Here is a 23079-nt window from a genome sequence, read left to right on the forward strand (position 1 = left end):
TTGGCGACGAGGAGAGGACACGAGATTAAATGCCCAAGAACAAGATCACCGATGAAGAAGCCTTGGCGTTCCACCTGGAGCCGTCTCCGGGTAAATGGGAGATCAATGCCACCGTCCCGATGACCACGCAGCGGGATCTTTCGCTGGCATATTCTCCGGGCGTTGCGGTGCCTTGCGAGGCGATCGCGGAAAATCCCGAAACTGTCTATGACTATACCAACAAGGGCAATCTTGTGGCGGTGATTTCCAACGGTACCGCTGTTTTGGGTCTGGGCAATCTCGGTGCGTTAGGCTCCAAGCCGGTGATGGAAGGCAAATCCGTTCTGTTCAAACGCTTCGCTGATGTGAATTCGATCGACATCGAACTCGACACCGAAGATCCGGACGAGTTCATCAAGGCGGTCAAGCTGATGGGGCCGACCTTCGGCGGCATCAACCTGGAAGACATCAAGGCGCCTGAATGCTTCATCATCGAGCAAAAGCTCAAGGAAGAGATGGACATTCCGGTTTTCCACGATGATCAGCACGGCACCGCGGTTATTTGTGCGGCGGGCCTGATTAACGCTCTGCATCTGTCGGGTAAAAAGATCGAAGATGTAAAGATCGTTCTGAACGGCGCCGGTGCGGCTGGCATCGCCTGTATCGAACTGCTTAAGGCGATGGGCGCACGCCACGAAAACTGCATCGTCTGCGACACCAAGGGCGTGATCTACCAGGGGCGCACCGAGGGTATGAACCAGTGGAAATCGGCGCATGCCGTGGGCACCGACTTGCGCACCTTGGAAGAGGCGATGCGCGGCGCGGATGTGTTCCTTGGCGTTTCGGTCAAAGGCGCAGTGACCCAGGAGATGGTCGCCTCCATGGCCGACAACCCGGTGATCTTTGCCATGGCCAACCCGGATCCGGAAATCACTCCGGAGGAGGCGCATGAAGTGCGGGTGGATGCCATTGTTGCCACTGGCCGGTCGGACTATCCGAACCAGGTTAACAACGTTCTGGGCTTCCCTTACCTGTTCCGCGGCGCGCTGGACATTCATGCCCGTGCCATCAATGACGAGATGAAGATTGCCTGCGCCCATGCGCTGGCGGCGCTGGCGCGCGAGGATGTGCCGGACGAGGTGGCGCTGGCCTATGGCAAATCGCTGACCTTTGGCCGCGACTATATCATCCCAACACCATTTGATCCGCGGCTGATCCACCGGATTCCGTCGGCCGTGGCCAAAGCGGGCATGGACACTGGAGCGGCGCGGCGCCCGATCGTGGATATGGACGCCTATGAAGTAGGCCTTAAATCACGCATGGATCCGACAGCTTCGATCCTGCGCGGCCTGAACGCCCGTGCCCGGTCGGCGCAGTCGCGGATGATCTTCGCAGAGGGCGACGATCCGCGGGCGTTGCGCGCTGCGGTGATGTATCAGCGCTCCGGGTTTGGCAAGTCGTTGGTTGTCGGCCGTCAGGAAGATGTTCGCGTCAAGCTGGAGAAAGCCGGCCTGGGCGACGCAGTGCGCGAGCTGGAGATTGTGAACGCCGCCAACACGCCGCATTTCGATATGTATAAGGATTTCTTGTACAACCGCCTGCAGCGAAAAGGATTTGACCGCAAGGACATCCATCGCCTGGTGGGCCGGGACAGGCATGTGTTTTCAAGTCTGATGCTGGCGCATGGGCATGGCGACGGCCTGGTCACTGGCGCAACACGCAAGTCGGCGCATGTGCTGGACAGGATCAACCATGTGTTTGATGCCGACGCCGATCACGGTGTGGCTGGCGTGACTGCGCTGCTGCACAAAGGCCGGATCGTGCTGATTGGTGACACGCTGGTGCACGAATGGCCGGATGAGAACCACCTTGCCAATATCGCGGAACGTGCTGCCGTGGTGGCGCGCCATATGGGACTTGAACCACGGGTGGCCTTTGTTAGCTTTTCCACTTTTGGTTATCCGGTGTCTGAACGGGCAGAAAAGATGCACGTCGCGCCAACGGTACTGGACCAGCGCGGTGTCAACTTTGAGTACGAAGGCGAGATGACCGTCGACGTGGCTCTGAACGAGCGCGCGCAGCGGTACTACCCGTTCCAGCGCTTGACCGGCCCGGCCAACATCCTGATCGTGCCGGCCCGCCACTCGGCCTCGATCTCGGTCAAACTGATGCAGGAAATGGGCGGAGCCACCGTTATCGGCCCGATCCTGTCAGGTATCGACAAGCCGATCCAGATTTGCTCGACCACCTCCACCACCAATGACATTCTGAACATGGCGGTGCTGGCAGCCTGTAATATCGGGTGATCTGACATGGCGATCTGGAATCTAGGCTCGATCAACGCGGATATGGTTTATGCCATGCCGCATCTGCCGGCGGCGGGGGAAACTCTTGCCGCCCGCAGCCTTGACCGTTTTCTGGGCGGCAAGGGTGCCAACATGTCCGTCGCCGCCACCCGTGCAGGCAGTGCCGTGCATCATATCGGCGCTGTGGGGCCGGACGGCGAATGGGCGGTGGAACGGCTGAAGACGTATGGGGTTGGTACCAGACATATTTCTCAAGCAGATACCCCAACCGGACATGCCATCATCGCGGTAGATCCTGGAGGTGAAAACCAGATCATACTGTTCCCTGGCGCCAACAGGACGCTGAGCCGGGAGCAGGTGGAACATGCTATGTCCCACGCGGGTGCCGACGATATTCTGGTTATGCAGAACGAAACCAGCATGCAGGCTGAGGCAGCGCAGCTGGGCCGGCAGAAGGGGCTGCGCGTCTGCTACGCTGCCGCCCCGTTTGACGCAGATGCGGTGCAGGCGGTTATCCCGTATTTGGATTTTCTGATCCTGAACGAAATCGAAGCCCAGCAACTTCAGCAGGCCACAGGAAAAGAGCCGGGCGGGTTGGGCATCAAGGATTTGATTATCACCCTGGGTGCCAAGGGCGCGCGGCATATCGACGGGGGCACGGGCACTGTCAGAGAGGTACCAGCCTTGCCGGTCACGCCGGTCGATACGACCGGTGCAGGCGACACCTTCACCGGCTTCGTTCTCTCAGGCCTGGATCTTGGCCTTTCAGTTGCAGACGCATTGGAACAGGCCAGCCGGGCAGGGGCGCTTATGGTGACGCGCAGGGGTACTGCTGACGTCATTCCTACCTTGAAAGAAGTGCAAGCCGCCCGGTTCTGAAACCGGACGGCACCGCCTCAATGCCCTTTGGCAAAAGGCGCGGCATCACCCCAAAGCTGCACCACTCTTGCGTCCCGCCCGCAGGCTTGGCGGTAGCGTTTATAAGCTTCCGCCTGCCGTTTGGGCCCAAATCGGGTAAACACCAGACTGTCACCCTTGTAATAGTCCTGATGATATTCCTCGGCCCGGTAGAAGGTCTTGGCTGGCAAAACAGGAGTTACAATTTTCTGTCCCAAGGCCTGCTGCGCCTGGGCTTTAGCTTGTTTGGCCTGGGATTTTTCTGCGGGACTAGAGACAAAAATTGCGGTGCGGTAACTGTCGCCCCGATCACAGAACTGGCCGCCTGCATCGGTCGGGTCAACTGAGCGGAAGAACATCTGCAGCAATTGTTTGCGAGAAACCTTGGCGGGGTCGAAAGTAATCTGAACAGCTTCGTAGTGACCGGTTCCGCCACGTGTGACGTCCTTGTAGGTTGGGTTTTCCTTCTCACCCCCGGTGTAGCCTGACACGGCTCCGATGACACCGGGCACACTTTCGAAATCGCTCTCGACGCACCAGAAACACCCGCCGGCAACGGTCAGAACTTCGGTCGCCTGAGCGTGCGCCGGATTTCCATGTGCGGCAAAGCCGACGGCAATCAGGCTGGTCAATACCAGTGGTTTCAGTTTCTCAAGAACTCGCATTTCCGACTCCATACTGTCTTGTTGTCAGCCTGCTGGCTGCAGGGGCTTCTCTCAACCCGGCAAGTCAGGATTTCACGGACTGGTGACAGCACGTTATCGTTTGGATTCCGGATCCAGTATCAATAACGTGCCGGCCAAGGAGGATTCCATGACAGACAAGATGAGCACCCACCAAGCCGAAGAAGATCAGCGCAACGAAGAAATCCTGATTTATCTGAACGGTGAAATTGTTCCCAAAGCCGAGGCCAAGGTCAGCGTTTATGACAGCGGTTTCATGCTGGGTGACGGCGTGTGGGAAGGGCTGCGTCTGTACAATGGAACTTGGGCATTCATGGATGAGCATCTCGATCGGCTGTTCGAGGCCGCCAAGGCCATTGATCTGGACATAGGCCTGAACCGTAGTGGAGTCCAAAATGCCCTGTTAGACACACAAAAAGCCAATGGGATGACTTCGGATGCACATGCGCGGCTGATGGTGACCCGCGGCGTGAAAACCCGGCCGTTCCAGCATCCTTCGCTGTCGCGGCAAGGGCCGACGATGACCATCATCATGGAGCATTCCCGCCCCAACCTTCCGCGGCCTATCAAGCTGGCGACGGTGCCGCATATCCGCGGGCTGCCGATGACACAGGATCCCAAGCTGAATTCCCATTCCAAATTGAATTGCATCCTCGCCTGCATCGCAGCAGAAAAGGCCGGCGCGGACGAGGCGCTGATGCTGGATGTGAATGGCTTTGTGAACACTACCAACGCCTGCAATTTCTTCATCGTGCGCAAGGGGGAGGTTTGGACCTCCACCGGGGACTACTGTATGAACGGCATTACCCGGCAAAAGGTGATCGATCTTTGCCGCGAAAACGGCATTCCGGTTCGCGAGCGTAATTATTCTCTGGTGGATACCTACGGCGCGGATGAGGCCTTTCTTACCGGAACCTTTGGTGCGCAAACCCCAGTGGGCAGCATCGATGGCCGGCAGATCGGTGATGGGCAGATGGGACCAATGACAGAACGTATCCGGAGACTCTACAAGGCGCTGATCGAGAAGGAGTGCGCCTGATGCGGATTGCCATGTGGTCCGGGCCGCGAAACCTGTCGACGGCAATGATGTATGCCTTTGGCAACCGCGGCGATTGCGCGGTGGTGGATGAGCCGTTTTATGCAGCCTATCTGGCGTTGACGGGCCTTGATCATCCGATGCGCGCGGAAATACTGGAAAGCCAGCCACAGGATCCCGAGACCGTGACGCAGGCGCTGCTGGGGCCGGTACCGGCGGCCAAACCGTTTTATTACCAGAAGCACATGACCCAGCACATGATTCCGGGCGTTCCGCGGGATTGGATGCGGGACGTAACCAACGTCTTTTTGATCCGCCATCCGGCGCGCGTGATCGCCTCCTATGCAGCGAAACGGGAGAACCCGGTGCTGGAAGACATCGGCTTCCGCCAGCAGGCGGAGTTGTTTGATATGGTTCGCAACTGGGGACAGGTGCCGGTTGTGGTGGACAGCCATGACATCCGTCAGGATCCGGCTGCCAAGCTGGAGCAGCTGTGCGAAATGATTGGGATGCCCTTTTCACCGAAGATGCTGAACTGGCCCAAGGGCGGCCACAAAGACGACGGTATTTGGGCCGCGCACTGGTACGGGGCTGTCTGGACCTCCACTGGATTTGCGGGTCCCGAAGGCCCCTTGCCGGGAGTGCCGGAGGAACTGCAGCCCGTCTTGCAGGCGGCAATGCCTTATTATGAGCAGATGAAGGCCGCCAAGATTTGACTGGGTGAGGAGCGCTGCCCCTCGCGCCGACCGCGCTCATGCCAGGATACTTGCAACCACAAGAAGCGGGTCAGCCGATCAGCTTGCTAAGTTTCATGGCGACGCCCATATCGCCGGTTATCTTGATCTTGCCCATCATGACTGCTGTCATCGGATTGAGGTTTCCGGTCAGCAGCTTTTTGAGATTTTCAGCCGACAATCGCAGCGTGCAATCCGTTTCCCGGTCGTCTGTGCTGGCGCTTCCATCCGACAGGACAATCACTCCGTCCGGTCCGCAATCGAACTTGAGCGACCCATCGAAACTCTTCCCGGCCAGGCCGTTTTGGATTCCAGCCGCCATTTCGTCCAATGCCATATCGTCCTCCCTCGTTTTACGAGAGGGTTAGGCAGAGAAAAACAACCGGGCAAGATTGACCGTAGGAAAGCCGAAGTGGTTACGCGGCGGCAAGCGCAGCCTTCGTTAGCGGGCAAGGCTGGCCGCCGTAGAAAGCATCCAGAACCTGCTGGAATTCCGCCGGTGCGCCGGGGACGGTGGCAAACAGCGTCATTGAGGAGCGCAGTTTCTTGGCGTCAATGCCGCCGAGGATTTGCGCGGCTTCCTTATCCTGATGAGACAACATCAACCGGCTGACTTTGACCAGGCGCGCGCGCAAGGTCCCGTGATCCAGAAAGGCTGTGGCTTCGGCCAGGTCCTCAATCCCATAAAGCTGCGCCATGTGGGATCGGCCAAGCTCTGCCAGCTGGGGAAAGACGAACCACATCCAGTGGCTCGTCTTCCTTCCTGCAGAGAGTTCGCTCAGAACTGCCGCCCAGACGGTGTCCTGAGCTTCGACGAACATGTCCAGCTCTTCCGCGAAATCGTCCTCGAATTCGCCGTCTATACCGTCGTGATCACTCACTTCTTGATCCGGCGCTCGCGGGCGGCCAGCAGCTTGAGGCGCAGGGCGTTCAGCTGGATAAAGCCTGCGGCGTCCTTCTGGTCGTAGGCGCCGGCATCTTCCTCGAAGGTCACATGTGCTTCGGAATAGAGCGAGTTGTCCGACCAGCGGCCAACAGTGTTCACCGAGCCTTTGTAGAGTTTCACGCGTACGGTGCCGGAAACACGGGTCTGGCTGGCGTCGATGGCGGCTTGCAGCATTTCGCGCTCGGGACTGTACCAGAAGCCGTTATAGATCAGCTCCGCATACTGCGGCATCAGCTGGTCCTTCAGGTGCATCGCGCCCCGGTCCATGGTGATGGATTCGATACCGCGGTGGGCTTCCAGCATGATTGTGCCGCCCGGGGTCTCGTAGATGCCGCGCGACTTCATACCAACGAAGCGGCCTTCGACCAGGTCAAGGCGGCCGATGCCGTGCTTGCGGCCATATTCGTTCAGCGTGGTCAGAATGGTTGCCGGGCTCATCGCTTCGCCGTTGATGGCAACCGGATCACCCTTTTCAAAAGTGATCTCGATGAATTCCGGGGTGTCCGGCGCTTCTTCCGGGTGGACGGTGCGCTGGTAGACATAGTCGGGCGCCATTTCCGCCGGATCTTCCAGCACTTTGCCCTCAGAAGAGGTGTGCAGCAGGTTTGCGTCGACCGAGAAGGGGGCCTCTCCGCGCTTGTCCTTGGCGATCGGGATCTGGTGCGCCTCAGCGAATTCCAGCAGTTTGGTGCGCGAAGACAGGTCCCATTCCCGCCAGGGTGCGATCACCTTGATATCGGGGTTCAGCGCATAGGCCGCCAGTTCAAAACGGACCTGGTCGTTACCCTTGCCAGTGGCGCCATGTGCAACCGCGTCGGCGCCACTGGCCTCTGCAATCTCAACCAGCCGCTTGGAAATCAGCGGGCGGGCAATCGAGGTGCCCAGCAGATACAGGCCCTCGTAAACCGCATTGGCGCGGAACATCGGGAAGACGAAGTCGCGGACGAATTCCTCGCGCACATCTTCGATGAAGATGTTTTCCGGCTTGATGCCCAGCATTTCCGCTTTCTTGCGGGCGGGCTCCAGCTCTTCGCCCTGGCCGAGATCGGCGGTGAAGGTGACAACTTCGCAGCCGTATTCGGTCTGCAGCCATTTCAGGATGATCGAGGTGTCGAGGCCGCCGGAATAGGCGAGCACAACTTTCTTGGGCGCGGACATGGAATTCCCTCTCAGGTCAGAACGCCTGCGGCGTATCGGGTTTTGGTCGCAAGGGCAAGGTTTTCCGGGGTTTCGCGCAGCGTGTGCGGAAACTAAGGTCCGCGCTGATAGAGATATGCAAACTGGAGCGGGATTTCATGAAACCTTGGGCGCTGTTCAGCCATTCTGTTGGAATGCTGACACGGAACTTCGGCGATCTGCTGAGAGTGTTTTTGATCCCCATGCTGCTGATCGTGGCATTGTTTGCAACGTTTCTGAAAACAACGGGCTTGTGGGGAATCTTGCAATGGGGCGTTGTGACACCGTTGCCGGAAAACTCAGGCATTAGCGGATCGTTGATGCTGGTCGCAGTTTTTCTCTCTTGATCGGCATGTGGAGTGTCGTTGCCTGGCATCGTTTTGTCCTGCTTGAGGAAATGCCGCAGGGTTGGATACCGCGCATGCAAGGCAGCCGGGTGGTGGCATATTTCGGCCGCTCTGTGCAGATTGCGCTTGTTCTTATCTGCATGATGATCCCCGTGACGTTGGTGGTTCTTCTGGTTACCACCATGTTCAGTGGGGCAGGGCCGGCTGCTCTGCAATTGATCAACCTGCCGATTGCAATCTTCGTCACCTATCTGGTTCTCAGGCTTTCGGTGATATTGCCCGCGGCAGCCCTGGGTGTGGATATGGGCCTGCGCGAAGCTTGGAATTTCACTGGAAACGCTTTTGGTGACCTTCTGGGTCTGGCCGCCATTTTGGTTGCGGCACAATACGCAGCGCAATTCATTGCCGAATCCTTGGCTGCATCCCCGTCTCTGGCCGCTGGTGTTTCAATCCTTGTGTCTGCTGCCTTGGCGCTGCTGAACATCAGCCTGCTGACCACACTCTACGGTCACTACGTCGAGGGCCGCCCGGTCTGATTGCCGGTATTCTTATGTATGCCTTCAAGCCCGCCTCTTGCCTTGGGGGCGGGCTTGCGCCACTGAAGGGTACATGAGCGATTACAAGACCCAGGCCCGCGCCGCTGAACAGGCGATGCGCGATGTGTTCCCCGCAACGCCCTTGCAGCGCAACGTGCATCTGTCGGAGCGTTTCGGCGCTGACATCTATCTCAAGCGCGAAGATCTGAGTCCGGTCCGCTCTTACAAGATTCGCGGCGCGCTGAACGCGATGCGCAAGCAGCCGGATCAGGAGCTGTTTGTCTGCGCCTCGGCCGGAAACCATGCTCAGGGCGTCGCCTTCATGTGCCGCCACATGGGCAAGCGCGGGGTGATTTTCATGCCGGTCACCACGCCGCAGCAGAAGATCCAAAAAACCCGGATGTTCGGCGGTGAAAACATCGAAATCCATCTGATCGGCGACTATTTCGACGTTTGCCTGGCTGCGGCGCAGGAATGGTGTGCTCAGGAAGGCGGGCATTTCCTGTCGCCGTTCGATGATGCTGATGTGATCGAAGGCCAGGCCTCCATTGCGGTGGAGATTGAGGAACAACTGGGCAAGGCGCCTGACCATGTGCTGTTGCCGGTCGGCGGCGGCGGCATGTCAGCAGGTGTTTCCTCCTGGTTTGGCGAAGAGGTCCACAGCCTGTTTGTAGAGCCGGATGGCGGCGCCTGCCTAAGGGCGGCGCTGACGGCGGGCAAACCGGTGCCGCTGGACACGGTGGATACCTTCGTCGATGGCGCGGCCGTGGGGCGGATCGGCGAACTGCCATTTGATATTCTAAAGGCCGTGCCGCTGCCGGATGTGCTGGCAATCTCCGAAGACCGCATCTGCGCCACGATCATTGAGATGCTGAACGTCGAGGGCATTGTTTTGGAGCCGGCTGGTGCGCTGTCCGTTGAGGCGCTGCAGGATGTGCGTTCCTGGATTCGCGGCAAGACAGTGGTTTGTGTCACTTCTGGCGGTAACTTTGATTTTGAGCGGCTGCCTGAGGTAAAGGAACGGGCGCAGCGCTATTCCGGGGTGAAGAAGTACTTCATTCTGCGTCTGCCGCAGCGTCCGGGCGCGCTGAAGGAATTCCTGGGCATCTTGGGGCCGGAGGATGACATCGCCCGTTTTGAGTATATGAAGAAGTCCGCCCGGAACTTCGGCTCAGTGCTTATTGGAATTGAGACCAAGCGGCCGGAAAACTTTGAACAGTTGTTCGCGCGCCTGGATGCAGCAGGCATGACTTATACCGACATCACCCGCGATGAGACACTGGCGCAGTTCGTGATTTGACGCTCTTTTCTGGCGTCAAAACTTCTCGGTAAGGCCGGTCAGAAACGCCGACTTTGACGCTTGAAAGTTGCCAATAATAGCAGAAAGGTCGACACTGCCCGCCTCTCCTTTTGCAGACTGCTGTTCTCCCTCCAGGCACAACGAGGAGAACTCCTCAAACCCGAGGTTGAGAGCGCTGCCTTTCAGGAAGTGCAGGTCCAGTTCCAGTTGCCCGCGATCGCCGCCTTCCAGCTTGCCAATGACTTCCTCGACTTCTTCCAGAAAGATTTCAACTACTTCCCCAAAGTCCTCGGCACCCACTTCTTCGCGCAGCTCTGTCACGCGTGGCCAGTCAATCATGTGATACGTCCTTACGATCTTTCGCTGTGCGCTTTTCTTAAGTTGATTGCAGTAAAAATATGGTGAAATAAAGAAGGAAGCTCAAATTTTAGACTTCACCGCCTGTTAAATCTCTGGACCGATAGTATCACAAGATCTTCTGATTTTGCCATTTGTGAGGTGCCTTCGGTGCTGCCAGAAAGTTCGATGGACAACGAGGACCACGCAGTGGCTGGATCAATACGCCGTGTGCTTGTTGTGGACGACAGCCGTCTCCAAAGACGCATCTTGGTCGCATCTCTCAAAAAATGGGGTTTTGAGGTCGTCGAGGCTGAAAGCGGCGAGGCAGCCATGGAAATATGCCAGCAGGATCCGCCTGACCTGATTCTCAGCGATTGGATGATGCCCGGCATGAACGGGCTGGAGTTTTGCCGCGCCTTCCGGGCCCGGCCAAGTGACGACTACGCTTACTTCATTCTGCTAACCTCCAAGAGCGAGAAAAACGAAATTGCTGAGGGGCTTGACGCTGGCGCTGACGATTTTTTAACGAAACCGGTAAGTTCTGACGAATTGCGGGCAAGGATTTCTGCCGGCGAGCGGATCTTGCGTATGCAGCGGGAACTGTCCGAGAAAAACCGTATTGTATCTGAAACCCTTGGGGAGCTTCAAAGGGTTTACGATGCGATCGACAAGGACCTGATCCAAGCACGCAAGATCCAGGAATCGCTGGTTCCGGAACTGTCTAAAAGCTTCGGCTCGTCCACGGTCAGCCTGCTCCTGAAACCCTGTGGCCATATTGGCGGCGATCTGGTGGGGATGTTTTCTCCGGGGGTAAACCGAATCGGGTTTTATTCAATCGACGTGTCTGGCCATGGCATTACCTCTGCGATGATGACGGCGCGGCTGGGCGGGTATTTGTCGTCTAACTATTTCGATCAGAACGTCGGTATGGAAAAGCGGTTCAATCGATTCTATGCCCTCCGCCAGCCTGAAGAGGTCGCTAGCCTGCTGAATGCGCGACTGATCGCGGATACCGGGATCGAAGAGTATTTTACCATGGCCTATTGCATTGCCGACCTGCGCAGCGGTGTCGTCAAGATGGTGCAGGCAGGCCACCCGCATCCGCTGCTGCTGCGCAAAAACGGTGCAGTGGAGTTCATCGGCAAGGGCGGCGTGCCTGTTGGGTTGGTTCCCGACATCGGATACAGCCAAGAAGAGTTTTTGATGGAACGCGGCGACCGTTTGCTGCTGTTTTCAGACGGGTTCACCGAGGCGAGGCTGGAAGACGGTTCGATGCTGGAACCCGAAGGCCTTTTGGAGCTGGTGGCGAAGTGCGGCCCGGAGCAAAGCGGCAAGGAATTCCTGGATGACCTGTACTGGCATCTCACTCAGGTGATGAGCAAAGAGCACGGCCTGGAGGATGACGTCTCTGCTACGCTGTTTGAGTATCAAGGGTCGTAGATCTGCTTCTTACTGCGCTGACTTTTTCCTGGTTTCAGCCAGGTTTTTTGCGTTCGCTGCGGCTTATGACAGGCAGGTCTGCATGCGTGCTGCGAGCTGGGCTGCGAAGTGGCGGTCTCCTGCATTGCCCAGCTGATGGGCAGCATCCTTCGGGTCAATCCACAGCGCTTCGTGTCCTGCTTCAGCGGGCGGGCCGATCCGGCGCAGCGGGCGGGCGGCATAGATGTGACAGAGTTTTTCCGCCCACAGGTCGTATTCCGGCATATAGGCAAACCGCCGGAATGCTCCCAATTTGCGAGGGGCGGAAATTTTCCAGCCGGTTTCCTCGTATACTTCGCGGTGCAGCGCAGGGATTGGTGATTCGCCTGGATCAATGCCGCCGCCGGGCAACTGCAGATCGGGATGGGGATCGTACTGGCAGGTGATCAGTAGCTTTCCGTTGCGAGGCAAAAGCGCATAGACACCTGGACGAATCCGGTACCTCCGGCCCTTTTGCGGCGTGTCTCCAAATCGTCTGATCACGGGCCGGCCCCTTCACTCTGCTGTCTCTTTTCCTATATAGCCCCGATATGCCAATACCCGGCGCGTAAGGAAACCCCATGACTCTTGGTTCGAAAATCGCGTGGGACGACACCGTCCTGCCCTTCCAGCTCGATGCATCGGATATGCGCGGCCGCGTTGCGCGGCTGGACGGCGTTCTGGATGGTATCCTGAAACAGCATGACTACCCGCCCGTGGTCGAGGCGCTGGTTGCAGAGATGGCTCTATTGACAGCGCTGATTGGCCAGACAATTTCACTGCGCTGGAAGCTATCGCTGCAGGTGCAGTCCAAAGGGGCTGTGCGGATGATCGCAACAGACTACTACGCACCGCAAAAGGAAGGTGAGATTGGCCGGATCCGCGCCTATGCGAGCTTTGACCGCGACCGGCTGGCAGATGGTAGTCCGTATGACCAGGTGGGCGAAGGATACTTTGCCATTTTGATCGACCAGGGAAATGGCACCCAGCCTTATCAAGGCATTACGCCGCTGTCCGGCGGATCGCTGAGCGCTTGTGCAGAGGCCTACTTCGCACAATCCGAACAGCTGCCGACAATGTTCAAGCTGAGCTTCGGCAAGTCGGCGGAACCGGGCGTGGCAGAACATTGGCGCGCGGGAGGTGTCATGCTGCAAAGCATGCCGAAGGCCTCGCCATTTGCCGCTCAGGGCGAAGGGTCCGGTGATGTTCTGCAAGCCAGTGACCTGGTAACCGGGGACGAGGAAGAGAACTGGAACCGCGCCACAATGCTTCTGAACACGGTAGAAGAGCTGGAGCTGATCGGACCTTCGGTTACACCCACGGATCTGCTGATCAGGTTGTTTCACGAGGAACAACCTCGGGTCTACGATACACAATCCGTGCGCTTTGGCTGCACCTGTTCGGAGGACCGGGTGCGGCAAAGCCTGTCGATCTATTCGGCCAAGGACATTGAAAAAATGACCACCGACGACGGCAGAGTGACTGCCGACTGCCAGTTCTGCGGCGCGCATTACGATCTGGACCCGTCGAGCGTAGGGTTCGACGCGGAAAACCCGCCCAGTGAGTGACGCCGCCCAGAAGCTGACGGATCGGATTGCCGCCGCGCTGAAACGTCAGGGCGGCGGCTCGTCCGATTTTGACCTGAACCCAGGCACGGTTCTGCCGGAGGGGCGCAAGCTGCGCCCGGCTGGCGTGCTGGTTCCGATTACCATCGCCTCCGGAGCGCCGCGGCTGATCCTGACCAAACGGTCCTCTGCGCTAAAGCATCATCCCGGGCAAATCGCCTTTCCAGGCGGTAAGGTAGATCCAGGCGACAAGGACCTTTGTGCTGCGGCGCTGCGGGAAGCCTGGGAAGAGATCGGCTTGCCGCCTGGCTTGCCCAAGATCATCGGCTGCCTGCCGGAGCATGAAACGGTTACCGGGTTTGCAGTGACTCCGGTTGTTGCACTGATCCAGGAAAACTTTGCTGTGCGGCCGGAAGCCGGTGAGGTTGCGGAAGTGTTTTCCGTGCCGCTGAGCCATGTTCTGGGCTTTGAGAACTACATCATTGAGTCCCGCCGCTGGCGCGGCACCCGCCGCCGGTATTATACCGTGCCTTATGGCCCCTACTATATCTGGGGGGCCACCGCGCGCATGTTGCGCGGGCTTGCGGCACGGATGGATCAAAAATGCGGATAGATCAGCCCTGGCTGAAAGACCGGGCAACTCAGGCGGTATGCGAGGCGGTCTCCGCGGATGGGGCGCAGGTGCTGTTTGTCGGCGGCTGCGTGCGCAATTCTCTGTTGGGAGAACCGGTCTCTGACATGGACATCGCTACCGATGCGAAGCCGGAACAGGTGATGGAGCTGGCTGCCCGTGCCGGGATCAAGGCGGTGCCGACCGGGATCGACCATGGCACCGTGACACTGGTCAAGAACGGTATCCCGCATGAGATCACCACCTTCCGCAAAGATGTGGCAACCGATGGACGCCGGGCCGTGGTGGCGTTTTCCACCGATATTGCTGAGGATTCCCGCCGCCGCGACTTCACCATGAATGCGATTTATGCACGTCCGGATGGCGAAGTCGTCGACCCGCTGGGCGGGCTGGCGGATCTAACCAAACGCCGGGTGCGCTTTATTGGAACCGCGGAAAACCGGATTCGCGAGGACTACTTGCGCAGTCTGCGCTATTTTCGCTTTCACGCCTGGTACGGTGATCATGCAGAGGGTTTTGATCCGGATGCGCTGGCAGCGATTGCGGCCAATTTGGACGGGCTGGCCTCGCTGTCCAAAGAACGTGTAGGGGGGGAGCTGTTAAAGCTGCTAACGGCGCCTGATCCTGCCCCCTCTATCGCAGCAATGCGGCAGTCCGGCGTCCTGGCGCAAGTTTTGCCCGGTGCCGATGACCGTGCTTTTGCGCTGTTGATTCACCTGGAGGCCGGACGGGAGGCTTCCGGAATACGCCGACTGGCCGCGCTGGGCGGGGAAGAGCTGCAGAACGAACTGCGCCTGAGCAAGGCCCAGGCCTCTCATCTGACAACAATCCGCGAAGCTGCCGTTGGCACCGCGGGTGCTGGGGAACTGGGGTACCGGCTCGGCGCGGAGAAAGCTTTAGATACGCTGCTATTGCGCGCTGCACTTCTGGAACAGCCGCTTTCTCTTAATTTAGAGACTGATGTTGCGCTGGGCGCCAATGCGAAGTTTCCGGTGAAAGCGCGCGATCTTCCGCCGGACTTTAAGGGGCCGCAACTGGGGGCGGCGTTGAAGAAAATGGAAGCCGACTGGATTGCGTCGGGGTTTACCCTCAGCCGTGAGGAAATGCTGGGCGCTCTCCGCTGACATGGTATGTCAGCAGCGTCACAACCATGGGGGGTGACAAAACAGAAAATCTTGCGTACGCATATGGCAGCCACCACATGACGGAGGAATGCTGATGTATTACGGGATCTGGTTTCTCTAACGCCTGAGACCTTGCCCCGATTGACGTGGGAGCCTTGGGCGTCCTGCTGTCTCCATCTGTATTCCAAATTGCTCGAACTCCTGGAGCACCCGCATGTTTCGCTTCTTCGAAAATCTAATTGATCCTTATTGCGCCTACCCGGAAACCAACACGCCGCCGACACGGCTGTGGCCATTCCTGCGCGACTATTCCGAGCCATTCAAAAAAATCTTCGTGCTGACGGCGCTGATGTCGGTGATTGTCGCCGCGATCGAGGTCGGGCTGATCTACTACATGGGCCGGGTAGTGGACATCATGTCCGGCACGCCTGAACAGGTCTGGGAGGATTACGGTACCGAACTGATCCTGGTCGCCTTGTTTATTCTGTTTTTGCGGCCGGTTATTCAGTTCCTGGACGTAGTGCTTCTGAACAACGCGATCCTGCCGAACTATGGCACATTGATCCGCTGGCGGGCGCATAAGCACGTGCTGCGCCAGTCGGTGGGCTGGTTTGAAAACGATTTTGCCGGCCGGATCGCCAACCGGATCATGCAGACCCCGCCCGCAGCGGGAGAGGTGATCTTTCAGGTCTTTGATGCGATCACCTTTTCGCTGGCCTATCTGGTTGGCGCCGCGGTTCTGTTGTGGGTCGCTGACGTACGGCTGATGCTGCCCTTGGCGGTATGGTTTGCGCTTTATGCAATGCTGGTGATGTGGACCGTGAAGCGGGTCGGGCCTGCCAGCCAGGCATCCTCCGATGCGCGTTCCACCGTTACAGGGCGGGTGGTCGACAGCTATTCCAACATTCATTCGGTCAAAATGTTTGCCCATCACGACCGGGAACTGACCTATGCCCGGGATGCGATCGAAAACACCCGCAAAACGTTTCAGACGGAGATGAGGATCTTCAGCATCATGGATGCAACGCTGGTTACGCTGAACGGGCTGTTGATTGTCGGCGTGGTGGGTTGGGCCGTGATGCTTTGGATGCAGGGCACCGCTTCGGTGGGTCTTGTAGCCGCGGCTACGGCACTGACCCTGCGGCTGAACGCGATGACCGGTTGGATCATGTGGGCGCTGACGTCATTCTTCCGTCAATTGGGCGTTGTCGCGGAAGGAATGGAGACCATCGCCCAAGCCATCGATCTGGTGGATGCTGCCAATGCTGATGCGCTCAAACTGCACAAGGGAGAGATTGAACTTCGCAACCTCTCGCACCATTACGGGCGCGAGGCCGGCGGGCTGGAAAAGATCAGCCTTACCATTCAGCCCGGCGAGAAAATCGGCCTGATCGGACGCTCGGGTGCCGGGAAGTCGACCCTGGTGAAGCTGCTCTTGCGGTTTTATGACGCCGAAAGCGGCCAGATCCTGATCGACGGCCAGGACATCCGGGCGGTAACGCAAGATTCTTTGCGCTGCCGCATCGGCATGGTTCAACAGGACAGTGCGCTGATGCACCGTTCGGTGCGGGACAACCTGCTTTATGGCCGTCCGGATGCGACCGAGGAGCAGATGATCGCCGCCGCAAAACAGGCCCAGGCGCATGAATTCATTCTGAACCTGCAGGACCCGCAGGGCCGCAAGGGCTATGACGCCCATGTGGGCGAGCGGGGTGTGAAACTGTCCGGCGGGCAGCGTCAGCGGGTAACACTGGCGCGGGTGATTCTAAAGGATGCGCCGATCCTGGTACTTGACGAGGCGACATCGGCGCTGGATTCCGAGGTGGAAGCGACCATACAGGAGACCCTTTACGGCATGATGCAGGGTAAGACGGTGATCGCCATTGCGCACCGGCTGTCCACCATCGCGCAGATGGACCGTATCCTGGTAATGGATCAGGGGCGTATAGTTGAAGAAGGCTCGCATGAGGCGCTGTTGCGGGCGCAAGGGCTCTATGCACAGCTTTGGGCCCGCCAGTCCGGGGGGTTCTTGAACATCGAGGCAGCTGAATGAACATAGGCAACCTGATTGATGCCTTCCGTCCGGCGAATGGCCCTCCGCCGCAAAAGCTGGGGGCCTTTCTGCGGTGGTGTCTGGCTGGCGCCTGGCCGATGCTGCTGCTGGCGGCGGTGTTTTCTGCGCTGGCTGGCGGGATGGAGGCAGGTACGGCCTTCATCCTTGGCATGGTGATCGACACGGCAATTGCCGACGGGCCGGAACAGTCCTTTTCTGTAGGCAATACTGCGGTCATTGCTCTGGCGCTGGGCTTCTTTCTTATAGTGCGCCCGGTGTTGTTTGGCCTGTCAGCGGCGTCCAATGCAATCATTGTGCAGCCCAACGTGAACCCGCTGGTGCTGTCGCGGCTGAATCGCTGGACGTTGGGGCAATCGGTACAGTTTTTTGATGATGATTTTGCGGGGCGTATTGCTCAGAAACAGATGCAGACGGCGACGGCCGTCACATCAGTAACGACTGAGATGATCAACGTGGTGGCCTTTGCGCTGGCTTCTCTGGCTGGGTCTTTGGCCTTGTTAGGGTCCATTGATTGGCGGGTCACCGGCGTGTTCATGGCCTGGCTGGTGGCGTATTTTTTGCTGATCCGCTGGTTTCTGCCGCGCATCCGCAAAAGGTCCGGCAAACGGGCCGGAGCGCGGGCGACGGTGACCGGGCATGTAGTGGACTCGATCACCAACATCAAGACGGTGAAGCTGTTCGCCCATGCCGATCACGAGGAACGAACCGCCCAGGATGCAATGGTGGCGTTTCGGGAGAAGTCGCTGGATTTCGGCTATCTCTCTGCCAGCTTCCGGTTTTGCCTTATGTGCCTAGCTGGTGTTCTCCCAGTACTGCTGATTGGTGCGACGCTTTTACTGTGGCGGTCAGGGACGGCAACAGAAGGCGACATCGTCGCGGCGGGTGCCGTGTCGATCCGAATTGCACAGATGACTGGCTGGGTCAGTTTCACGCTGATGGCGATCTACTCCAATGTGGGTGAGATCGAAAACGGCATGAAAACCTTGTCGGTCCGCGACAGGGTCGAAGATGCGCCGGATGCCAAGGCTCTGAGTGTCACTGGAGGTCAAATTGAGTTTGACCATGTGGAGTTTGCCTATGGCCGCGACGTGGGCGGGGTGCAAGGGATCAGCCTGCGGATCAAACCAGGCGAGAAACTGGGCATTGTCGGTGCGTCAGGAGCCGGCAAATCGACACTCGTTTCGCTCTTGCTCAGGCTCTATGATCAAGAAAACGGACGTATTCTGATTGATGGTCAAGATATCTCGCGAGTTACTCAGAACTCCCTGCGCGGCCAGATTGGGATGGTCACGCAAGAAACCGCCATGTTCAACCGCTCCGCCCGGGAGAATATCTTGTACGGTCGGCCGGATGCATCTGAGGAAGAATTGATTGCCGCGGCTAGGAAAGCTGAAGCGCATGAGTTTATTTCTGAGTTGGAGGACGGCCAGGGCCGCACGGGCTATGACGCCCATCTTGGCGAGCGCGGCGTGAAGCTGTCCGGCGGGCAGCGGCAGCGGATTGCCTTGGCCCGCGCCATTCTTAAGGACGCACCGATCCTTGTCCTGGATGAGGCGACGTCAGCCTTGGATTCAGAGGTTGAAGCGTCGATCCAGGCCGCGCTTCACCGTGTGATGGAGGGGAAGACGGTTCTGGCCATTGCCCACCGCCTGTCGACGCTCAGTGAAATGAACCGGATTATTGTGATGGAAAAAGGCAGGATCGCCGAAAGCGGTAGCCACGCTGAGCTGCTGGCACAGGACGGCCTGTATGCCTCATTCTGGGCGCGCCAGTCCGGTGGTTTCATACGCACCGATACTGAGCGGGCGGCAGCAGCTGAATAGTCGTCCCGGCGCATTTTGCTTTTGCTGAACGTTTTACCGGGGTAATGAGCGGCCATGACTGACGCAGCCAGAACCACAGCAGCGATCAGCCGGCTGGGCCATCAGGGGGATGGCGTGGCCGATGGTCCCTTGTTCGCCCCGCGGACCCTGCCGGGAGAGCTTGTCAGCGGTATCGCCGAGGGCAACCGCTTGACCCAGATCCGTATCGAGACGCCGTCGGAGCACCGGGTGCAGCCGCCCTGCCGTCATTACAAGTCTTGCGGCGGCTGTCAGTTGCAGCATGCCAGTGATGCCTATGTGGCAGGGTGGAAGACAGATGTGGTGCGCAATGCGCTGACTGCGCAAGGCCTGGAGACGGAGTTCCGTCCGATCCTGACATCGCCGCCCCGGTCTCGCCGCCGCGCGGTGCTGTCAGTGCGGCGCACCAAGAAGGGGGCGATGGCCGGGTTTCATGGCCAGGCGTCTGATGTGATCACCGAAATTCCGGATTGCCAGCTGTTGGAACCAGAACTGCTGGCAGCCATACCGGTGGCTGAGGCATTGGCCCTGGCGGGAGCCAGCCGGAAAACGCCGCTGGCAGTCACAGTGACTACTTCGGATGCCGGCCTGGATATGCTGGTCCGCAATGGCAAACCGTTGGATGGCCCCTTGCGTATCGAACTGGCTCAGCTGGCCGAGAAACACAGGATTGCCCGGCTTACCTGGGAGGATGAGCCAGTCGCGATGGAACAGCCGCCCATGCAGCCCTTTGGATCAGCACATGTCTGCCCGCCGCCGGGTGCATTTCTTCAGGCAACCCGTGAAGGCGAGGCGGCTTTGCTGGCTGCAGTTCTGGAGACCACCAAAGGCGCCAAGCGGATCGTGGATCTTTTTGCCGGTTGCGGCACCTTTTCACTCCCCCTAGCGCAAGCGTCGGAAGTGCATGCGGTGGAAGGCGAGCGGGATATGGTGAAGGCTTTGGATGCCGGCTGGCGCAAGGCAAGCGGTCTGAAAAAGGTCACCACCGAAACCCGCGATCTGTTTCGCAATCCGCTTTTGCCAGAAGAGCTCAATCCCTTTGGCGCCGCCTTTGATGCCGCGGTAATCGACCCGCCCCGGGCCGGGGCAGAGGCGCAAGTCGCACAGCTGGCCAAGGCGCGCACGCCTGTGATTGCATACGTGTCCTGCAATCCTGTCAGCTTTGCCCGTGACGCCAGAGTGCTTGTCGAAGCGGGCTACAGCCTTGACTGGGTTCAGGTTGTTGACCAGTTTCGATGGTCGGCTCATACCGAACTGGCGGCAAGATTTGCCCTGAAAGACTGAGATGACGGATACCTACGTGATGACACCGACCCGCCGCCTGGAAGCCATTCTGGACAGCAGCCGTTTTGGCCGCTTCATCACCGCTGTTATTATGGTCAATGCGGTTACCCTCGGGCTGGAAACGGCGCCGTCTGTGATGTCGAAGGTGGGGGGGCTCATTCTTCTGATCGACAAGCTTTGCCTTTCGATCTTTGTTGTCGAAATTCTGACCAAGCTCTTTGTCCGGCGGCTGCGGTTCTTCAAAAGCGGCTGGAATGTGTTCGATTTCGTGATCGTCGGTATCGCGCTGGTGCCTGGCTCCCAAGGGTTGTCAGTGCTGCGCTCGTTGCGCATCCTGAGGGTGTTGCGGGTGATTTCTGTTGCGCCGCGCCTGCGCCGGGTGGTCGAAGGCTTCATTACCGCGCTGCCTGGCATGGGATCCGTGTTCCTGCTGATGGCGATCATCTTCTACATCGGGTCGGTCATTGCGACCAAATTGTTCGGCCAGGATTTTCCTGAGTGGTTTGGCGACCTTGGGCTTAGCGCCTATTCGCTGTTTCAGATCATGACGCTTGAGAGCTGGTCTATGGGGATCGTGCGGCCCGTGATGGAGGTTCATCCGCTCGCCTGGGCCTTCTTTGTACCCTTCATCATGGTCACGACCTTTGCGGTGGTGAACCTGCTGGTCGGCCTGATCGTGAATTCCATGCAAGATGCACATGGCGAGGAAGAAGTTGAACGCACGGACGCTTACCGGGACGAGGTTCTGAACAGGCTGGAGGCCATTGAGCAGAAGCTGTCCAATCAGGCAGCCCAAGACAGAAAATTGTGAATTTCCTTAACAGCCAATTCGCGCTAAAGCCTGATTAGAGGCAAAAACAAAATACAGGCTGGGACAATGAACAGAAGGGCATTTGGCATCAGTGCTGCCGCTAGCCTTGCGCTGGCTGGTTGCAGCACCAGAGGCGGATCGGTGAGCAGGTTTCGGGCATACGATGGCCCGCAAGTCACGTCGATTGTGATCAACAAGAGTGCGCGTAAGCTATACCTTATGCACGAAGACGAGATCCTGAGGGAGTATAAGGTCGACCTCGGTTTTGCACCGCTTGGACCCAAGAGGTTCGAAGGCGATGGTAAGACTCCGGAGGGTACTTACGTGGTCGACCGGCGTAACCCCAAGAGCCGTTACCATCTGTCTGTTGGCATCTCTTATCCGAGCAATCAGGACCGCGCCCATGCAGAGGCCAGTGGAAAACGGCCGGGCGGAGAGATTTTTATTCACGGGCAGCCGAACAATCCCAAGGAGCGCAAGCGTGCAGCAAGGGTCGACGATTGGACCGCCGGCTGTATCGCCGTGACCAATGAAGAGATCGAAGAGATCTATGCCATGGTGCAGGACGGCACCGCCATCGCGTTGCGGCCCTGATCAGAAGAAACGGCTGCGAGGCAGAGCATTAAGCCTCGCAGCGCGGCAGCTCAGTTGGCCATCACCAGAGTCCACCAGATCTTGCCGTTCGGTTCCTGAAACCAGGAAAACCCCATATTCACGGCCTTGGGGTCAAGGATCACTGCGCGGGTAGCGGGCCTTTCAAGCCAGGCAGCCAGCGTTTGCTGTTCGTTCTCGTAGGTTTCTGAGATGTTTTCGCCCAGCAGTGTGCCGGAATATCCTGTACGGGCGATCCGGTCCAGCGGCGAGGAGCCGTCGGAGCCAAAATGCCAGGGCCGGTTCTGTACCGACATATCTCGGGAATGTGTTGCTGCAGCCGCATTCAGTTCCGCGTTGAGCTGAACAGCCTGCGCGCCGGAGGCCTGGCGTAGCGCATTGACCGAGTCGAGCATTCGGATCTGAACTTTGTCTGCATTCCTGATACGGTAAGAGCCGCCGGAATCGGTAGAAGGCGTACACGCAGCCGCTAAGGTAAGAAGTGCAGCAGCCAACAGCAGAAAAACGCGATTCATAATGTTCTTTCGCTCCATCAGTTGCTGATGCATTTATCCTTCCTGTGGCAGAGGTGCAAACGGGCCGGCAGAAATATGCAGGCTTGCGAGCCGGATTGGTTTGCGACTGCGGCTTTCCGGCCATAAAATGCTGCAATCCAGTATCCTTAAAGCGCAAGTTGGAAAGAGTGATGCCCAGAAACCCCTTTGAAACCTTCAGCCGGCGGCAGTTTCTTGCCGGCAGTGCCGCTCTGATATCCACTCCCGCATTGGCGCAGGATGACAGTGGCTTGTCGCAACAGGCCTACGACCCGTTGCGCCCGCCGCCCGAACCGGAACCGCCGGTTCAGCGCAATATTTCCGCTTTCCGCGCCAAGTCCTGGAGGCCGTATTTTGACAGTCTGCGCAATGGGGCGATTCTGGTCGATATTGACAGCCGGGCTCTGCATTACTGGTCGCAGGACCAGAACACATACAAGCTGTTCCCGTCTTCGGTGCCGTTGTCCGATGACCTGACCCGCCGAGGCCGTACCCAAGTTGTGCGCAAAGTCGAGGGACCTGGTTGGGCGCCTACTCCGAACATGCGCAAGCGCAACCCGGAATGGCCTGCGTTTATTCCGCCCGGCCCGGACAACCCGCTGGGCACCCATGCGCTGTACCTTGGTTGGAAGTATTACCGCATCCATGGAACCCACGATACGCGTAAGATCGGCCGTAAGTCCTCCAATGGGTGCATCGGGCTTTACAATGAGCATATCGCGGAGCTGTTCAGTTTGGCAAAAGTCGGCACACAGGTGTTGCTAATTTGACGACACGCAAGCGGGCGCTAAGCTGTTAACTATAACAAGCAATTGCAATCCCGCGATTTTGCTGGTTAGAAAAAAATACGAGGTAAGTCTTGGGTGC

Annotated in this window: 24 protein-coding genes; 17 read left to right on the top strand and 7 right to left on the bottom strand. The window is 58.4% G+C overall.

Annotated elements, in window-relative coordinates; translation table 11 throughout:
• The first annotated feature begins 29 nt into the window (after positions 1-29).
• Positions 30-2285, top strand: coding sequence for an NADP-dependent malic enzyme (locus AC5STB_RS06520; protein ID WP_495442155.1), 2256 nt, complete (start codon positions 30-32; stop codon positions 2283-2285).
• Between the two features lie 6 nt (positions 2286-2291).
• Positions 2292-3164: a ribokinase gene (locus tag AC5STB_RS06525; RefSeq protein WP_495442156.1), complete on the top strand. Its 873-nt coding sequence runs from the start codon at positions 2292-2294 to the stop codon at positions 3162-3164.
• 17 nt (positions 3165-3181) lie between these two features.
• Here AC5STB_RS06525 and msrA read toward each other — a convergent pair whose 3' ends face one another.
• Positions 3182-3847, bottom strand: coding sequence for a peptide-methionine (S)-S-oxide reductase MsrA (gene msrA, locus AC5STB_RS06530; RefSeq protein ID WP_495442157.1), 666 nt, complete (start codon positions 3845-3847; stop codon positions 3182-3184).
• A 148-nt stretch (positions 3848-3995) separates the two neighbouring features.
• On the opposite strand from msrA, the gene AC5STB_RS06535 reads away from it, so the two are divergent.
• Together AC5STB_RS06535 and AC5STB_RS06540 are read left to right on the top strand one after the other, a co-directional pair.
• Complete coding sequence (locus AC5STB_RS06535) at positions 3996-4904, top strand: D-amino acid aminotransferase (RefSeq protein ID WP_495442158.1); 909 nt, start codon at positions 3996-3998, stop codon at positions 4902-4904.
• Positions 4904-5617 (top strand): sulfotransferase-like domain-containing protein, encoded by a 714-nt coding sequence (locus AC5STB_RS06540; RefSeq protein ID WP_495442159.1) that lies wholly within the window; start codon positions 4904-4906, stop codon positions 5615-5617. The genes AC5STB_RS06535 and AC5STB_RS06540 overlap by 1 nt, the downstream gene beginning before the upstream one ends.
• 70 nt (positions 5618-5687) lie before the next feature.
• Here AC5STB_RS06540 and AC5STB_RS06545 read toward each other — a convergent pair whose 3' ends face one another.
• The 3 genes from AC5STB_RS06545 to AC5STB_RS06555 all read right to left on the bottom strand — a co-directional run bounded on the left by AC5STB_RS06545 (position 5688) and on the right by AC5STB_RS06555 (position 7739).
• Complete coding sequence (locus AC5STB_RS06545) at positions 5688-5972, bottom strand: SCP2 sterol-binding domain-containing protein (RefSeq protein ID WP_495442160.1); 285 nt, start codon at positions 5970-5972, stop codon at positions 5688-5690.
• Positions 5973-6051: 79 nt separating this feature from the next.
• The gene (locus AC5STB_RS06550) at positions 6052-6516 is read right to left on the bottom strand and encodes a DUF1810 domain-containing protein (protein ID WP_495442161.1); all 465 of its coding nucleotides are present in this window, start codon (positions 6514-6516) and stop codon (positions 6052-6054) included.
• Complete coding sequence (locus AC5STB_RS06555; RefSeq protein WP_495442162.1) at positions 6513-7739, bottom strand: argininosuccinate synthase; 1227 nt, start codon at positions 7737-7739, stop codon at positions 6513-6515. Before AC5STB_RS06555 ends, AC5STB_RS06550 begins: the two co-directional genes overlap by 4 nt.
• Before the next feature lie 137 nt (positions 7740-7876).
• Between AC5STB_RS06555 and AC5STB_RS06560 the strand changes: the two genes are divergently transcribed.
• From AC5STB_RS06560 to ilvA, 3 genes are all read left to right on the top strand, one after another.
• Positions 7877-8104 carry a hypothetical protein gene (locus tag AC5STB_RS06560; protein WP_495442163.1) on the top strand — a complete coding sequence of 76 codons (228 nt, stop codon included), beginning with the start codon at positions 7877-7879 and terminating at the stop codon, positions 8102-8104.
• Positions 8101-8640: a hypothetical protein gene (locus AC5STB_RS06565; RefSeq protein ID WP_495442164.1), complete on the top strand. Its 540-nt coding sequence runs from the start codon at positions 8101-8103 to the stop codon at positions 8638-8640. The genes AC5STB_RS06560 and AC5STB_RS06565 overlap by 4 nt, the downstream gene beginning before the upstream one ends.
• Before the next feature lie 73 nt (positions 8641-8713).
• Positions 8714-9940, top strand: coding sequence for a threonine ammonia-lyase IlvA (gene ilvA, locus AC5STB_RS06570; protein WP_495442165.1), 1227 nt, complete (start codon positions 8714-8716; stop codon positions 9938-9940).
• A gap of 15 nt (positions 9941-9955) precedes the next feature.
• Here the strand turns inward: ilvA and AC5STB_RS06575 are convergent, their stop codons facing one another.
• On the bottom strand, positions 9956-10279 hold the full coding sequence (locus AC5STB_RS06575; RefSeq protein WP_495442166.1) for an Hpt domain-containing protein: 324 nt from the start codon (positions 10277-10279) through the stop codon (positions 9956-9958).
• A gap of 186 nt (positions 10280-10465) precedes the next feature.
• Here AC5STB_RS06575 and AC5STB_RS06580 point away from each other — a divergent pair, with 186 nt between their 5' ends.
• Complete coding sequence (locus tag AC5STB_RS06580) at positions 10466-11719, top strand: PP2C family protein-serine/threonine phosphatase (RefSeq protein ID WP_495442167.1); 1254 nt, start codon at positions 10466-10468, stop codon at positions 11717-11719.
• A gap of 63 nt (positions 11720-11782) precedes the next feature.
• Here the strand turns inward: AC5STB_RS06580 and AC5STB_RS06585 are convergent, their stop codons facing one another.
• Positions 11783-12241, bottom strand: a complete 459-nt coding sequence (locus AC5STB_RS06585; RefSeq protein WP_495442168.1) for an NUDIX hydrolase — start codon at positions 12239-12241, stop codon at positions 11783-11785.
• 77 nt (positions 12242-12318) lie between these two features.
• On the opposite strand from AC5STB_RS06585, the gene hslO reads away from it, so the two are divergent.
• The 8 genes from hslO (at position 12319) to AC5STB_RS06625 (ending at position 21661) form a co-directional block, all read left to right on the top strand.
• Positions 12319-13305 carry an Hsp33 family molecular chaperone HslO gene (hslO, locus tag AC5STB_RS06590; RefSeq protein ID WP_495442169.1) on the top strand — a complete coding sequence of 329 codons (987 nt, stop codon included), beginning with the start codon at positions 12319-12321 and terminating at the stop codon, positions 13303-13305.
• Positions 13298-13915, top strand: coding sequence for a CoA pyrophosphatase (locus AC5STB_RS06595; RefSeq protein WP_495442170.1), 618 nt, complete (start codon positions 13298-13300; stop codon positions 13913-13915). The genes hslO and AC5STB_RS06595 overlap by 8 nt, the downstream gene beginning before the upstream one ends.
• A complete protein-coding gene (locus tag AC5STB_RS06600; protein WP_495442171.1) occupies positions 13906-15057 on the top strand; it encodes a CCA tRNA nucleotidyltransferase in 1152 nt (383 codons plus the stop codon). Before AC5STB_RS06595 ends, AC5STB_RS06600 begins: the two co-directional genes overlap by 10 nt.
• Before the next feature lie 214 nt (positions 15058-15271).
• The gene (locus AC5STB_RS06605; protein WP_495442172.1) at positions 15272-17110 is read left to right on the top strand and encodes an ABC transporter ATP-binding protein; all 1839 of its coding nucleotides are present in this window, start codon (positions 15272-15274) and stop codon (positions 17108-17110) included.
• Positions 17107-18954 carry an ABC transporter ATP-binding protein gene (locus tag AC5STB_RS06610; RefSeq protein WP_495442173.1) on the top strand — a complete coding sequence of 616 codons (1848 nt, stop codon included), beginning with the start codon at positions 17107-17109 and terminating at the stop codon, positions 18952-18954. Before AC5STB_RS06605 ends, AC5STB_RS06610 begins: the two co-directional genes overlap by 4 nt.
• A gap of 54 nt (positions 18955-19008) precedes the next feature.
• Positions 19009-20256 carry a class I SAM-dependent RNA methyltransferase gene (locus tag AC5STB_RS06615; protein WP_495442174.1) on the top strand — a complete coding sequence of 416 codons (1248 nt, stop codon included), beginning with the start codon at positions 19009-19011 and terminating at the stop codon, positions 20254-20256.
• A gap of 1 nt (position 20257) precedes the next feature.
• On the top strand, positions 20258-21067 hold the full coding sequence (locus AC5STB_RS06620; protein ID WP_495442175.1) for an ion transporter: 810 nt from the start codon (positions 20258-20260) through the stop codon (positions 21065-21067).
• A gap of 66 nt (positions 21068-21133) precedes the next feature.
• Positions 21134-21661 (top strand): L,D-transpeptidase family protein, encoded by a 528-nt coding sequence (locus AC5STB_RS06625; protein ID WP_495442176.1) that lies wholly within the window; start codon positions 21134-21136, stop codon positions 21659-21661.
• 50 nt (positions 21662-21711) lie between these two features.
• Here the strand turns inward: AC5STB_RS06625 and dalA are convergent, their stop codons facing one another.
• A complete protein-coding gene (dalA, locus tag AC5STB_RS06630; protein WP_495444567.1) occupies positions 21712-22194 on the bottom strand; it encodes a divisome-associated lipoprotein DalA in 483 nt (160 codons plus the stop codon).
• Between the two features lie 170 nt (positions 22195-22364).
• Between dalA and AC5STB_RS06635 the strand changes: the two genes are divergently transcribed.
• On the top strand, positions 22365-22982 hold the full coding sequence (locus AC5STB_RS06635; protein WP_495444568.1) for a L,D-transpeptidase: 618 nt from the start codon (positions 22365-22367) through the stop codon (positions 22980-22982).
• The last annotated feature ends 97 nt before the right edge of the window (positions 22983-23079 follow it).

The sequence above is a fragment of the Leisingera sp. CC-HEC093 genome, assembly GCF_059429195.1.

Excerpts from the sequence above, each read along its gene's own strand:
- AC5STB_RS06560 (WP_495442163.1), top strand. The coding sequence starts at position 7,877 with ATGAAACCTTGGGCGCTGTTCAGCCATTCTGTTGGAATGCTGACACGG.
- AC5STB_RS06540 (WP_495442159.1), top strand. The coding sequence starts at position 4,904 with ATGCGGATTGCCATGTGGTCCGGGCCGCGAAACCTGTCGACGGCAATG.
- AC5STB_RS06620 (WP_495442175.1), top strand. The coding sequence starts at position 20,258 with ATGACGGATACCTACGTGATGACACCGACCCGCCGCCTGGAAGCCATT.
- AC5STB_RS06615 (WP_495442174.1), top strand. The coding sequence starts at position 19,009 with ATGACTGACGCAGCCAGAACCACAGCAGCGATCAGCCGGCTGGGCCAT.
- AC5STB_RS06555 (WP_495442162.1), bottom strand. The coding sequence starts at position 7,739 with ATGTCCGCGCCCAAGAAAGTTGTGCTCGCCTATTCCGGCGGCCTCGAC.
- dalA (WP_495444567.1), bottom strand. The coding sequence starts at position 22,194 with ATGAATCGCGTTTTTCTGCTGTTGGCTGCTGCACTTCTTACCTTAGCG.
- msrA (WP_495442157.1), bottom strand. The coding sequence starts at position 3,847 with ATGCGAGTTCTTGAGAAACTGAAACCACTGGTATTGACCAGCCTGATT.
- AC5STB_RS06635 (WP_495444568.1), top strand. The coding sequence starts at position 22,365 with ATGCCCAGAAACCCCTTTGAAACCTTCAGCCGGCGGCAGTTTCTTGCC.
- AC5STB_RS06605 (WP_495442172.1), top strand. The coding sequence starts at position 15,272 with ATGTTTCGCTTCTTCGAAAATCTAATTGATCCTTATTGCGCCTACCCG.
- AC5STB_RS06535 (WP_495442158.1), top strand. The coding sequence starts at position 3,996 with ATGACAGACAAGATGAGCACCCACCAAGCCGAAGAAGATCAGCGCAAC.
- ilvA (WP_495442165.1), top strand. The coding sequence starts at position 8,714 with ATGAGCGATTACAAGACCCAGGCCCGCGCCGCTGAACAGGCGATGCGC.
- AC5STB_RS06610 (WP_495442173.1), top strand. The coding sequence starts at position 17,107 with ATGAACATAGGCAACCTGATTGATGCCTTCCGTCCGGCGAATGGCCCT.
- AC5STB_RS06625 (WP_495442176.1), top strand. The coding sequence starts at position 21,134 with ATGAACAGAAGGGCATTTGGCATCAGTGCTGCCGCTAGCCTTGCGCTG.
- AC5STB_RS06600 (WP_495442171.1), top strand. The coding sequence starts at position 13,906 with ATGCGGATAGATCAGCCCTGGCTGAAAGACCGGGCAACTCAGGCGGTA.
- AC5STB_RS06575 (WP_495442166.1), bottom strand. The coding sequence starts at position 10,279 with ATGATTGACTGGCCACGCGTGACAGAGCTGCGCGAAGAAGTGGGTGCC.
- AC5STB_RS06525 (WP_495442156.1), top strand. The coding sequence starts at position 2,292 with ATGGCGATCTGGAATCTAGGCTCGATCAACGCGGATATGGTTTATGCC.
- AC5STB_RS06520 (WP_495442155.1), top strand. The coding sequence starts at position 30 with ATGCCCAAGAACAAGATCACCGATGAAGAAGCCTTGGCGTTCCACCTG.
- AC5STB_RS06545 (WP_495442160.1), bottom strand. The coding sequence starts at position 5,972 with ATGGCATTGGACGAAATGGCGGCTGGAATCCAAAACGGCCTGGCCGGG.
- hslO (WP_495442169.1), top strand. The coding sequence starts at position 12,319 with ATGACTCTTGGTTCGAAAATCGCGTGGGACGACACCGTCCTGCCCTTC.
- AC5STB_RS06580 (WP_495442167.1), top strand. The coding sequence starts at position 10,466 with ATGGACAACGAGGACCACGCAGTGGCTGGATCAATACGCCGTGTGCTT.